Here is a 12,767-nt window from a genome sequence, read left to right on the forward strand (position 1 = left end):
ACAACGGGACAGGACGCCGCCGCCGCGTTGACCCCGATTCGGCCGTATCGGTAGCGTTACGGACCGTCAGGCTGACAACGATGTCAAAGGACGGTCATGGCGAACCGGACCCTGCGCACGTTCCTCACCACGCTCGGCGTCGCGACACTCGCGGCCACCACGATCACCCCGGCGCAAGCCGCCGTCGCGCTGGTCGCCGACCCGGTGTCCTTTGTGGACCCGATGATCGGCACCACCAACGCGGGCAACGTCTATCCCGGCGCCACGAAGCCGTTCGGGATGATCGCCTGGAGCCCGACCACGACCAAGGGCAACCAGGCGGGCAGCGGCGCGGCGGGCGGCTACCAGTACGACGTCACGCGGCTGCGCGGGTTCAGCCTGACCCACCTGAACGGCACCGGCTGCACGCCCGGCGCGTCCGGGGACGTGCCGATCATGCCGTTCCCCGGTGAAATCCGGACGTCTCCCTCGGCCGACAGCAAGGACGAGATCTTCGCCAGCGACTTCTCGCACGCCGACGAGACCGCCGAGCCGGGTCACTACCGCGTGGGCCTCGCCAACGGGACGAGCGCCGATCTCACCGTCACCGACCGAGCCGGGCTCGGCCGCTTCACCTTCCCGAAGGGCGAACCCGCGAACCTGCTGTTCCGCACGTCGAATTCCTTGCCCGGCAGCAAAAATGCCGACATCCGTATCGACGCCGAACACGCCACGGTGACCGGATCGGTCGACTCCGGCGGCTTCTGCGGACGCACCGACGGCGGCGCCGAGAACCAGCGCTCCTATTACACGCTCCACTTCAGCGTCCAGTTCGACAAGCCGGTCGTCGGCCAGGGCACTTGGGCCGACGGCACGCTGCGTCCCGGCACGAGCCGGGCGAGCGGCGGCGAGGGCTTCACCGACGCGGCGCGGCCGGGCCACGGCTCGGGCGGCTACGTCACCTTCGACCCGGCGAAGGGACCGGTCACCGCGAGGATCGGTATTTCCTATGTCAGCGCGGCGAACGCGCGGCGCAACGCCGACGCCGAGATCCCGGCGGGCACGTCCTTCGACGCCGTCCGCGGTGCCGCCCGGCGCGCGTGGCAGGGCGAGTTGTCCCGGATCGTCCTCGGCGGCGGCACGCGTTCGCAGCTCACGACCTTCTACACCGCGCTCTACCACGCACTCCAGCAGCCGAGCCTGGCCAACGACGTCACCGGTGAATACCTCGGCAGCGACGGCAAGGTCCACCGGCTGGCGAAGGGACAGCGGGCGCAGTACGGCACGTTCTCCGGCTGGGACGTCTATCGCGCGCAGGTCCAGCTTCTCGCGTTCCTCGATCCACGCCGAGCGAGCGACTACGCCCAGTCGTTGTCCAACTTCGCCGGGCAGAACGGCGGCGAATGGGACCGGTGGCTGCACAACAACGGCCCCACTCACGTGATGAGCGGTGACCCTTCGGCACCCGCGCTCGCCGGGATGTATGCCTTCGGTGCCAAGGACTTCGACGTGCGCGGTGCCTTCGACTCGCTCGTCCGGGCGGCCACCGTGCCCACCGCGAACGACACGCGCGACGCGGGTTGTCCCGTGCAGTGCGTCGGCCAGCGCCCTGGCCTCGGTGAGTACCTGCGTCTGCACTACGCCCCGGACAACGCTTGCCACTGCTGGGGTTCGGCGGCGGAAACACTCGAGGATTCCGTCGCCGACTACGCGCTTTCCGACTGGGCCGCACGCCTCGGCCGCGCGCCGGAACAGACGAACTTCCTGGCCCGCTCGGCGTACTGGCGGAACTTGATCAACCCGAAGGCGACGGCCGCGGGCCCGTACGTCCAGGCCCGCCGCGCGGACGGCGGCTGGGTGACGCCGTTCGACCCGGCTTCGGACGCCGGGTTCGTCGAGGGCAGCAGCGCGCAGTACACCTGGATGGCCTCGCACGACGTCCGCGGTCTCGTCGCCGGGCTCGGCGGCGACAAGGCCACGGTGACCCGGCTCGACGCGTTCTTCCACGACAGCGCTGGGAAATGGGCGCTGACCGGCATCGACGACCTGCACTACAACCCTGGCAACGAACCGGACATCAACGCGCCATGGCTGTACGACTACCTCGGCCGTCCGTGGCAGACGCAGGAAACGGTCCGCCAGATCGTGAACACCGTGTACGGCCCCGGCACCGGCGGCCTGCCCGGCAACGACGACCTCGGCACGATGTCGTCCTGGTACGTCTTCGCCGCGCTCGGCATGTTCCCGCAGATCCCGAGCCGCGCGGACCTCGTGCTGGCGAGCCCGTTGTTCCCGAAGGCGGTCGTACACCGCGGCAACGGCGCCACGATCACCGTCGAGGCTCCGCGCGCCTCGGCCGGCACGTTCTACGTCCAGGGCGTGCGGGTCAACGGTTCGCCGACGCCGCGGCCGTGGGTGTCGGAGGCGTTCGTGACGAACGGCGGCACGATCACCTACGACCTGGGCACCCGGCCCAACACCGGCTGGGGGACCGCGCCGGCCGACGCGCCGCCGCAGGCACCTCTTTCCTGACTGCCAGGGTGACCGGGCACACTAAGGGGAATGAGCCCTCGCAGCCGTGGCCGTAAGCCGAAAAAGCAGAAGAAGACCAAGGCACAGCGCTTCCCCCTCACCGTCGTGCCCCCGGTCGAGGAATGCGACTGCCCGGAGTGCACCGGCGAGGAAATCGACCCGGAGACCCTGATCAAGGGCTTGGCCGCGGTCGGTGAGGACCTCCGCGCGGAGGAGGACCCGCTCCAGGCGGAGGTGACGGGAGCACTCGTCGTGGCCAACAGCCAGTTCGGCGGTGGCACTGCAGAGCTGTTCCTCGACGGCCTCCTGCCGGCGATCGAAGCCGAGGCGTCTCCCGGGGCGTTGGCGCTGCTGCTGGCGGTCGGCTCGGTCGGCGACGGCAGCCTGGGCGAAGCCGCGTCGGCGGCCGCCGCCCGGCTCGTGGGCGCGGGGGTGCCGGAGCCTCGATGGGCGGCCGAACTCGGCGAGCCCGTGACGGTTTCCGGATGCAAGCGGCTCGGCGACACCCTCGGCCTTGTCGCGGTGTTCGTCGGCCACTTCCAGCGTGGTGACCGGTCACACGGCTTGGTGATCCATGTGGACAATGCGGACTGCGGCGCCGCCAGGGACATCATGGTCCTCGAAAGCCGCGACGTGTCCAGCATGGTCGACAGCATGCGTAAGGATTGCGTCGCGGCCGGGCTCGAATTCGTCGAGGAAGATCTTGAGCCCGCCGAGTTCCGCCGACAGGTCGAGACCGCACTGGACGTGCGAGAGGACCACGGTGAAGACCCGCTGGCCGCGCTGCTGCTGGACGACGAGCTGGACGAGGAATCGGAGCTGCCCGCCTACCCCGCGAACGCCATGCTGACGCGGGCCAGGCTGCGCGGCCTTCCGGAGTCGTCCAAGCCCAGGACGCCACATCCCGCCGACTGCGGTGACAGCGTGTCGTACCTGACGTCCAGGCCGCCTCTCGATCTCGGCCCTGTGGAGACGGCGGAGCTGCCGCCGAAGCGGAAGAAGACCGACGGCCCCGCGCCCGTTTACCAGCTCAAGATGAGCCTGAAGGGCGCGAAGCCGCCGATCTGGCGACGGCTGGAAGTGCGTGCGGACACCACGCTTTCCCTGCTGCACGAGATCGTCCAGATCGCCTTCGAATGGGAGCACAGCCATCTGCATGTGTTCCAGACCCCGTATGGCGATTTCGGGATTCCCGATCCGGAGCTGGCTTTCGGCGACGAAAGCGCTGTGGCTCTCGAACAGGTCGCACCCGAGGCGAAGAGCAAGTTTCGCTACCTCTACGACTTCGGTGACCACTGGGAGCACGAGATCCTCGTCGAGAAGGTGGTGGACGCCGACCCTGCCGCGACCTACCCGCGCTGCACCGGCGGCCGCCGCGCCGCCCCGCCGGAGGACTGCGGCGGGATCGGCGGCTACGAGCACCTCGCCGCGACCCTCGCCGACCCGGACGATCCGGACCACGAGTCGCAGCTGGACTGGATGGGTCTCTGCGACGGCGACGAGTTCGAGCCCGAGCATTTCAGCGCCGACGAGGTGAACGAGGAACTCGGAGAGTCCGGACTGGTCACACGGTCTTGATCACCCCGCCGTCGACGCGGTAGTCGGTGCCGGTGATGTTCGCCGCGTGCGGTGAGGCCAGGAACGCGACCAGCGCGGCGGTTCCCTCGGGCTCGGCGAGCCGTCCGGTGGTGATGCCCATCCGCCCGGGCAGCTCGGCGAGGAACGTGTCGAGGTCGAGCCCGGCTTCCCTCGCGAGGTCGCCGGCCATGCTCGACGGGTCCGACCAGTTCTGGGTGCGGGTCGGACCGGGGCTCACGGTCACCGCGCGGACGCCGTGGCGGCCCAGTTCCTCGGCGAGTGCCTTGCTGACGTTGGTCAGCGCGGCCTTGGCCCGCGCCTTACTCGATCGGGGGATGCGTGAACCGGGCGCCGATCGACGACATCGTGATGATCACACCCCGGCGTTCGACGACGCTCGGCAGGACCGCGCGGGTGACCCGGACCGCGCTGAACAGGTTCAGCGCGAACGTCTCCTGCCAGGCGTCGTCGTCGATGTCGGCGAACCGCTCGTCGTGCCCGATCCCGGACCGGATCCGCCGAGGTTGTTGACCAGGATGTCGACGCCGCCCAGCACGTCGAGGGCGCGAGCGCCCAGCGTCCTCGCGCCCTCGCGCCCTCGCGGGTCGACAGGTCCGCGGTCACGGCGGTGACGTCCGGGGCGAGCGCGGCCAGCTCGGGGGTGACGGTGCGCGCCGCCGCGACCACGCGCACGCCCTCGGCGGCCAGTGTGCGGACGATGGCGAGCCCGATGCCCTTGCTGCCGCCGGTGACCACCGCGGTCTTCCCCGCCAGACGCAGGTCCATGATCTCTCCCACTTTCTTGAACTAGAGTTACAAAACTAGGGTGCGCTGAAACGGCTCCCGGGCAGGAGCCGGTCAGAGTGCGCGAAGCGCCGTTTCGGCGAGGCCGCCGAGCCGCTGGGGATCGGGGTCGGCCTTGGCCAGCACGCGGATCCCGTTGATGGTCGTGAGCAGGAAGGCCGCGAGTGCGGCGGCGTCGAGGTCCGCCGCGATCTCCCCGGCCCGCTGGCCTTCCTTGATCGTGTCGCGGAAGGCCCGCTCCTGCTCGTCGAAGATGCGGCGTACCAGCATGTTCACCGTGTCGTCCCGGTCGGCGAACTCGACGGCGGCGTTGGCGGCGAGGCAGCCGCGACGCTGATCGTCGGCGAGTGCGGTGTCGACGACCAGGCGCAGTGCCGCCCGGATCCGGTCGCGGGCAGGGCCGGGGGCGTCGAGTGCTTCGAGCAGCCGGGCCGTCTCGGTCTTCCGGTAGCGCCGCAGCGCGCGCTCGTAGAGGCCGTGCTTGCTCTCGAAGGCGTTGTAGAGGCTGCCGCGCCCGATTCCGAGCGCGTCGACCAGTTGCTGAGGTGTGGTCCCGGCGTACCCGTTCGTCCAGAACACATCCATCGCCTGGTGTACGGCGGTGTCGAGGTCGAAGGACTTGGGGCGGGCCATGGAGGCAAGCTAGCCGATATTGGAACTGGAAGTCAAATATTTCCCGCCGGTCCGGGTCCGCATGTCGGATGGGCAACGCGGCCCGCGAGGCGCAGAATGAGGCCCTGCGCGGGCCCTCGGGCGAGGGCATAGGGTGGAGGGCCCGAGCCGCCGCAGATCGCCGGGACCCGTCCGTCTTAGGGGAGGTTTTCGCTGGTGTCGAACGATTCTTTCGTCCACCTGCATGTCCACACCGAGTATTCGATGCTCGATGGTGCGGCGAAGATCGCTCCGTTGTTCGGGGAGGCGGCGCGGTTGGGGATGCCCGCGGTGGGGATGACCGATCACGGGAACATGTATGGCGGGGACGAGTTCTATCAGCAGTCGCGCAAGCATGGCATCAAGCCGATCATCGGGATCGAGGCGTATATCGCGCCGGAGTCGCGGTTTCACAAGAAGCCGGTGTTCTGGGGGCAGGCGAATCAGCGGGGTTCGGATGAGTTCGGTGAGGGTGGTGACGTGTCGGGTGGTGGTGCGTATACGCACATGACCATGCTGGCGCGGAACGCCACCGGGCTGCGGAATCTGTTCAAGCTGTCGTCGCTGGCCAGCATGCAGGGGTATTACCGGAAGCCGCGGATGGACCGTGAGCTGATCTCGGAGAACCACTCCGGGATCATCGCGACGACGGGGTGCCCCTCGGGTGAGGTGCAGACCCGGCTCCGGCTGGGCCAGCGCCAGGAGGCCATCCAGGCGGCGTCGGACTACAAGGACATCTTCGGCGCCGACAACTTCTTCCTCGAGCTGATGGACCACGGCCTGCCGATCGAACGGTCCGTGCGCGAAGGCCTGCTCGAGGTCGGCAGGCTGCTCGACCTCAAGCCACTGGCCACCAACGACTCGCACTACGTAACCAAGGACCAGGCCGACACCCACTCCGCGCTGCTGTGCGTGCAGGCGGGCAAGACCCTCAACGACCCGACCCGGTTCAAGTTCGACGGGGACGGTTACTACCTCAAGTCGGCGGCGGAGATGCGGGAGTACTGGGACAAGGAGGTCCCCGGTGCCGCCGACTCCACCCTGCTGATCGCCGAGAGCGTCGAGTCCTACGAAGACGTCTACGCCCACAAGGACCGCCTGCCGTTCTTCGAGGTTCCCGACGGCTACGACCAGCCGTCCTGGCTGCGGGCCGAGGTCGAGCGCGGCTTGAAGTGGCGGTTCCCCGAGGGCGTGCCCGAGGGATACCACGAGCGCATCGAGGTCGAGCTCGACGTCATCATCGGCAAGGGCTTCCCCGCCTACTTCCTCATCGTCGCCGACCTCATCAACTACGCGCGCCGGGTGGGCATCCGGGTCGGTCCCGGCCGTGGTTCCGCCGCCGGTTCGCTGGTCGCGTACGTGCTGGGTATCACCAACCTGGACCCGATCCCGCAGAAGCTGCTGTTCGAGCGGTTCCTCAACCCCGAGCGCGTCTCGATGCCCGATATCGACATCGACTTCGACGACCGCAGGCGCGGCGAGATGATCCGGTACGCCACCGACAAGTACGGCGTCGACAAGGTCGCCCAGGTCATCACGTTCGGCACCATTAAGACGAAGGCGGCGATCAAGGACTCCGCCCGCGTCCACTTCGGACAGCCCGGCTATTCGATCGCGGACAAGATCTCCAAGGCGCTGCCGCCGCCGATCATGGCCAAGGACATCCCGCTGTCCGGCATCGTCGACTCCAAGCACGAGCGCTACGGCGAAGCCGCCGAGGTCCGCGCGCTGGTCGAGACCGACGAAGAGTGCAAGACGATCTTCGAGACCGCCCGCGGTCTCGAAGGCCTGATCCGCAACGCCGGTGTGCACGCCTGCGCGGTCATCATGTCCAGCGAGCCGCTGACCAACGCGATCCCGCTGTGGCAGCGCGACGACGGTTCGATCATCACCGGCTGGGACTACCCGTCGTGCGAGGCCATCGGCCTGCTGAAGATGGACTTCCTCGGCCTGCGGAACCTCACCGTCATCGGTGACGCCATCGACAACATCAAGGCCAACCGCGGTATCGACGTCGACCTCGACACCCTCGACGTCACCGACGAGGAAACCTACAAACTGCTGTCCCGTGGTGACACGCTCGGTGTGTTCCAGCTGGACGGCGGGCCCATGCGGGACCTGCTGCGGCGCATGCAGCCGACCCAGTTCGACGACATCGTCGCGGTCGGCGCGCTGTACCGCCCCGGTCCGATGGGCATGAACGCGCACAACGACTACGCCGACCGCAAGAACGGACGGCAGAAGGTCAAGCCCATCCACCCCGAGCTCGACGAGCCCCTGCGGGAGATCCTGGCCGACACCTACGGCCTGATCGTCTACCAGGAGCAGATCATGCACATCGGCCAGAAGGTGGCCGGGTACTCGATGGGCCGCGCGGACGTGCTCCGCCGCGCGATGGGCAAGAAGAAGCAGGAAGTCCTCGAGAAGGAGTTCGAGGGCTTCGAGGCCGGGATGAAGGCGAGCGAGCTGGTCCCCGGTGGGTTCTCCTCCGAGGCCATCAAGGCGCTGTGGGACACGATCCTCCCGTTCGCCGGGTACGCGTTCAACAAGAGCCACGCGGCCGCGTACGGCCTGATCTCGTACTGGACCGCGTACCTGAAGGCGAATTTCACCGCGGAGTACATGGCGGCGTTGCTCACCTCGGTCGGTGACAACAAGGACAAGTCGGCGGTGTATCTGTCGGAGTGCCGCCGGCTGGGGATCAAGGTGCTGCCGCCGGATGTCAACGAGTCGGCCCTGCGGTTCGCGGCCGTCGGGGACGACATCCGGTTCGGGCTGGGTGCCGTCCGCAACGTGGGTGCGAACGTGGTCGAGTCGATCATCAAGACCCGCGAGGAGAAGGGGAAGTACTCCTCCTTCACCGACTTCCTGGACAAATCGGAGCTGGTGGCCTGCAACAAGCGGGTCATCGAGTCGCTGATCAAGGCCGGTGGGTTCGACTCGATGGGCCACCCTCGCCTGTCGATGATCCAGGTCCACGAAGACGCCGTCGAAGCCGTCGTCCCGCTCAAACGCCAGGAAGCCATGGGCCAGTTCGACCTCTTCGGGTCGTTCGGGGACGAGTCGGCCGAGGACACCGCGAGCGTGTCGTCCTCGTCGCCGCTGGCGCACCTGAAGTTCGGCGAGGAGGAGTACCCGCGCAAGCAGCTGCTCGCCTACGAGCGGGAAATGCTCGGGCTCTACGTCTCCGCGCATCCGCTCGACGGCGCCGAACGCATCCTCCGCAAGCACGCGCCGAGGCCGATCGCGGCACTGCTCGCCGACCCGCCGAAGGAAGGCGAGGTGGTGATCTCCGGGCTGATCACGTCGCTGGAGCGGCGGGTCAACAAGAAGGGCGAGCCCTGGGCCATCTGCACGGTCGAGGACATGGACGCCGCGATCGAGGTGCTCTACTTCCCCAAGTCGTACGCGTTGTTCGCCGCCGACCTGATCGAGGACAACGCCGTCCTGGTCAAGGGCAGGGTGAACTGGCGCGAGGACAAGATGTCGGTGTTCGGCGGCGGGCTGGCGACCCTCGACCTGTCCGACATCGCCAACGGCGAGGACGAGCCACCGCTGGTCCTCCTCGCGGCGGCCGAGAAGATCGACCAGTCGGTAGTCAGCGAGCTGAAGTCGACATTGCTGGCGCACAAGGGCGAAACCCCGGTGCACCTCAAGCTCGTCGGGCAGAAGCAGCAGACGGTGTTCGCGCTCTACGACTATCCGGTCAAGGTCACCTCGATGCTCATCGGTGAGCTGAAGGGGATCCGCGGGATCACCGCGAACAGCTGATGGCGGAGGCTTACGAACCCGATCCGCGACGGTGGAAAGCGCTTGCCGTCACCCTCGCGGCCGGGTTCATGGGCCTGCTCGACGTCAGCATCGTCAACACCGCGCTGCCCTCGATCCAGCGGAACCTGCACGCCTCCAACGGCGCCATCCAGTGGGTGGTCTCCGGCTACGCGCTGACGTTCGGGCTCGTCCTGGTCTCCGGCGGACGGCTCGGCGACGCGCTCGGCCGTCGCCGGATGTTCCTGTTCGCGCTGGCCGCGTTCGTGGCGACCAGCGCGTTCGCCGGGGCGGCGCCCGACGAGACCACGCTGATCGTGGCCCGGCTGTTGCAGGGCTGCGCCGCGGGCATGCTCACCCCGCAGAACAGCGGCATGATCCAGGAACTGTTCCGGGGTGCCGAGCGCGGACGCGCGTTCGGCATGTTCGGCGCGGTGGTCGGGATCTCGACGGCGGTGGGGCCGGTGCTCGGCGGCGTCATCCTCGCGGTGTTCGGCGATCCGGACGGCTGGCGCTGGGTGTTCTACGTCAACGTGCCGATCGGCGTTGTCGCGTTCGGGGCCGCGTTGCGGCTGCTGCCCAAGACGCCGCCACGCAAGGTACGGCTGCGCAGCGAGATCGACTTCGTCGGCATCCTGCTGCTCGCCGTGGCCGTGCTCGGCGTGCTGCTGCCCCTGGTGGAGTCCGAGCAGGGCGGGCTGTCCCGGCTGTGGTGGCTGTTCGGCATCGCGGTGGTGTTCGGCTTCGCGTTCGTCCGCTGGGAACGCACGAGGGTCCGCCTCGGCAGACCGCCGCTGCTCGACATCCGGCTGTTCACCGGCACTCCGGGCTACGCGCCGGGCGCCGCGGTCGGCACGCTCTACTTCTGCGGGTTCGCCGGGATCTGGCTCGTGTTCGCGATGTTCTTCCAGAAGGGGCTCGGCTACACGCCGCTGCAGTCCGGGCTGGCGGTGACGCCGTTCGCGCTCGGCTCCGCGGTGGCCGCTGCCGTGGCGGGCAGGCTGGTACCGCGCTGGGGACGGCGGCTCACCGTCACCGGGCTGTCCATGGTCGCTGCCGGGATGCTCCTGGTCGCGCTGCTCGCCACGCTGGTCCCGCCGTCGCTGACCGGCGTCGTGTTCATCGCTCCGCTGCTGTTCGCCGGTATCGGCGGCGGCATGGTGATCTCGCCGAACACGACGCTGACGCTGGAATGCGTGCCGCCCAGCATGGCGGGCGCGGCCGGGGGAGCGTTGCAGACCGGCCAGCGGATCGGCACCGCGATCGGCACGGCGGTGCTCGCGTCGGTCTTCGAATCCGTGGTGGGTGCGGCACCGGGCCGGTTCCCGCTCGCCCTGTCCGTCGCGATGTGCTGCGCGGCCGTCGTCACGTGTGCCGCGCTCGTCCTCGCCGTCCTCGAACTGCGGGCCCGCCGGGCCAGGGCGGTGCTCACCCAAGGTGACAAGGATCGGCGCGACGCGGAAACCTCCGCCGCGGACATCCAGCGCGGCTGAACTGTCCGGTCCCTTACCTCAGCGTGCCTAAACTACTCAGCGCATAATCATGCTGCTCCATCCGGGTGACAGCGTCCCGGAACCACTGGTGCTACTCAGAGCAACCGGGTAGACCTAACGGGGCCTTCAGTGCGCCACTTTGATTACCTACAGTGGCAGCCCGATCGGCCTCCTGGGGATGGGGTGACCGGTCTGGGCGACGGGGTGTTCGGGGTGCGAGGGAATGGACACCGCTGTCACCTCCGGAGAAAGCGCGTCGGCGTCCGCGGGGGACCGTCCGGCGCCAGCTCGGAGGAGCCATTTCGGGTATCGGTGAGCGCGAAGGCATTGGAGCGGGCCCGGGTGAGGGGGAACCGGGCCCGCTCACCTTTCTCCCGGTGTCGCGCTCGCTCCCGCGGCCCGGACGTGTTGGGATGGCGGTGTTCGTGATCATCCCGAGCACAGGGAGCGCCGATGTCGGAGGAGTCCGCGCGACCGGGTAACCGGATCAGGGTGTGGTACCGGCCCATGCGGTCACGGGACAGTGACGAGCACCATCGCGTCGCCACCCCGCTGGAGCTGCTGTTCGACCTCTGTTTCGTGGTCGCGGTCGGCCAGGCGGGCGCGCAGCTGCACCACGCGTTCACCGAGGGACACTTCGGGCACGGGGTACTGAGCTTCGCGCTCGTGTTCTTCGGGATCTGGTGGGCCTGGCTGAACTTCAGCTGGTTCGCGTCCGCGTTCGACACCGACGACGTGCCCTACCGCGTCACGACCCTGGTGCAGATCGGCGGCGGGCTGACCGTCGCGGCCGGCGTGGAGAGCGCGTTCGACGGCGATTTCCGGGTGATGGTCATCGGCTACGTGGTCATGCGGCTGGCCTTGGTCACCCAATGGCTGCGTGCCGCCCGGTCCTCGCCCGAGCTCCGGGTCACGGCCCTGTGGTACGCCGCCGGGATCACGATCTGCCAGGTGCTGTGGGTCGTGCGCCTCGCACTGCCCGACGCGATCGCGTTCCCGGCGTTCTTCGTCATCGTGCTTGCGGAACTGGCCGTGCCGATGCTGGCCGAGAGCCGGGCCGGGACCACGTGGCACCCGCATCACATCGCCGAGCGGTACGGCCTGTTCACCCTGATCGTGCTCGGCGAGACGGTCCTCAGTGCGACGAACGCGATCCGGGAGGGGATCAAGGAGGGGCACGTCGGGAACCTGGTGGGACTGGCCGTCGCCGGACTGGTCCTGGTGTTCTCGTTGTGGTGGCTGTACTTCGACCAGCCGGGACACCGCAGGCTGAGCGGGAACCCCGGCATGCTGACGACGATGAGCTGGGGCTACGGCCACTACCTGATCTTCGCCGCGGCGGCCGCGGTCGGCACCGGTCTCGAGGTCGCCGTCGACTACGACACCCATCAGACGCATATCGCCGGACTCGCCGCCGCTCTGGTGACCACCGTGCCGGTCGCGCTGTTCCTGCTCAGCGTCTGGCTGCTGCACATCGGCCCGACCAACGAATGCCGCCCGATCGCCATCGGCTTCCCGGTGACGGCGGTGCTCGTGCTCGCGGCCTCGTTCACGCCGGCGCCGATCCACGTGACCGCGGTGCTGGCCGCCGCGCTCGTGGGTCTCACCGTCGTCGCGACCCACGGGGAGCCCGAGCCGTGACATCGACGCAGGTCAGCGCGTCGGCGCGTACTTAAGGGACCCCCCTGTTCAGGCCCCTCCGAGGGCGTGTAAAGTTCTTCAAGTCGCCAGGGAGACCGGGCGGCCACCGGGGCCACGAACCAAGCTCCCACGCAAGTGGTAGAGTGGGTGGTCCCAAACCGGAGAGCACATCCAAACCCTTGAGAAGCGCGAGTTTCGCGGGGTATACGGTGCGCCCTCGGGATACAAAGCTTGATGAATATCGCTTGAAGCAATTCAGTGTGTTGCTTGAGAACTCAACAGTGTGCTAGTGAACTAAGCCAGTAGAGCTTATTGTTTGAA

General features: G+C 68.4%; 8 protein-coding genes and 1 pseudogene. 5 read left to right on the top strand and 4 right to left on the bottom strand.

Annotated elements, in window-relative coordinates; all coding sequences use genetic code 11:
* Positions 1–96: 96 nt before the first annotated feature.
* On the top strand, positions 97–2,511 hold the full coding sequence (locus ACFW0G_RS39350; RefSeq protein ID WP_378330613.1) for a GH92 family glycosyl hydrolase: 2,415 nt from the start codon (positions 97–99) through the stop codon (positions 2,509–2,511).
* A 30-nt stretch (positions 2,512–2,541) separates the two neighbouring features.
* The gene (locus ACFW0G_RS39355; RefSeq protein WP_378330614.1) at positions 2,542–4,089 is read left to right on the top strand and encodes a plasmid pRiA4b ORF-3 family protein; all 1,548 of its coding nucleotides are present in this window, start codon (positions 2,542–2,544) and stop codon (positions 4,087–4,089) included.
* Here the strand turns inward: ACFW0G_RS39355 and ACFW0G_RS39360 are convergent.
* The 4 genes and pseudogenes from ACFW0G_RS39360 to ACFW0G_RS39375 form a co-directional block, all read right to left on the bottom strand.
* Positions 4,076–4,426, bottom strand: coding sequence for an SDR family oxidoreductase (locus ACFW0G_RS39360; RefSeq protein ID WP_378330622.1), 351 nt, complete (start codon positions 4,424–4,426; stop codon positions 4,076–4,078). The two genes, ACFW0G_RS39355 and ACFW0G_RS39360, sit on opposite strands and share 14 nt — an antisense overlap.
* Positions 4,410–4,604, bottom strand: a complete 195-nt coding sequence (locus ACFW0G_RS39365; RefSeq protein ID WP_378330623.1) for an SDR family NAD(P)-dependent oxidoreductase — start codon at positions 4,602–4,604, stop codon at positions 4,410–4,412. Before ACFW0G_RS39365 ends, ACFW0G_RS39360 begins: the two co-directional genes overlap by 17 nt.
* A 136-nt stretch (positions 4,605–4,740) precedes the next feature.
* A pseudogene (locus ACFW0G_RS39370) lies at positions 4,741–4,875 on the bottom strand (SDR family NAD(P)-dependent oxidoreductase); the annotation flags it as partial.
* A gap of 72 nt (positions 4,876–4,947) precedes the next feature.
* Positions 4,948–5,526 (bottom strand): TetR/AcrR family transcriptional regulator, encoded by a 579-nt coding sequence (locus ACFW0G_RS39375; RefSeq protein ID WP_378330615.1) that lies wholly within the window; start codon positions 5,524–5,526, stop codon positions 4,948–4,950.
* A 195-nt stretch (positions 5,527–5,721) separates the two neighbouring features.
* Between ACFW0G_RS39375 and dnaE the strand changes: the two genes are divergently transcribed.
* The 3 genes from dnaE (at position 5,722) to ACFW0G_RS39390 (ending at position 12,446) form a co-directional block, all read left to right on the top strand.
* Complete coding sequence (dnaE, locus tag ACFW0G_RS39380; protein WP_378330616.1) at positions 5,722–9,315, top strand: DNA polymerase III subunit alpha; 3,594 nt, start codon at positions 5,722–5,724, stop codon at positions 9,313–9,315.
* Positions 9,315–10,805, top strand: a complete 1,491-nt coding sequence (locus tag ACFW0G_RS39385; RefSeq protein WP_378330617.1) for an MFS transporter — start codon at positions 9,315–9,317, stop codon at positions 10,803–10,805. Before dnaE ends, ACFW0G_RS39385 begins: the two co-directional genes overlap by 1 nt.
* A 453-nt stretch (positions 10,806–11,258) precedes the next feature.
* Positions 11,259–12,446, top strand: a complete 1,188-nt coding sequence (locus tag ACFW0G_RS39390; protein ID WP_378330618.1) for a low temperature requirement protein A — start codon at positions 11,259–11,261, stop codon at positions 12,444–12,446.
* Positions 12,447–12,767: the final 321 nt, after the last annotated feature.

The organism is Amycolatopsis sp. NPDC058986, from assembly GCF_042741125.1.
Taxonomy (GTDB): Bacteria; Actinomycetota; Actinomycetes; order Mycobacteriales; family Pseudonocardiaceae; genus Amycolatopsis.

Excerpts from the sequence above, each read along its gene's own strand:
- ACFW0G_RS39350 (WP_378330613.1), top strand. The coding sequence starts at position 97 with ATGGCGAACCGGACCCTGCGCACGTTCCTCACCACGCTCGGCGTCGCG.
- ACFW0G_RS39355 (WP_378330614.1), top strand. The coding sequence starts at position 2,542 with ATGAGCCCTCGCAGCCGTGGCCGTAAGCCGAAAAAGCAGAAGAAGACC.
- ACFW0G_RS39375 (WP_378330615.1), bottom strand. The coding sequence starts at position 5,526 with ATGGCCCGCCCCAAGTCCTTCGACCTCGACACCGCCGTACACCAGGCG.
- ACFW0G_RS39385 (WP_378330617.1), top strand. The coding sequence starts at position 9,315 with ATGGCGGAGGCTTACGAACCCGATCCGCGACGGTGGAAAGCGCTTGCC.
- ACFW0G_RS39390 (WP_378330618.1), top strand. The coding sequence starts at position 11,259 with ATGTCGGAGGAGTCCGCGCGACCGGGTAACCGGATCAGGGTGTGGTAC.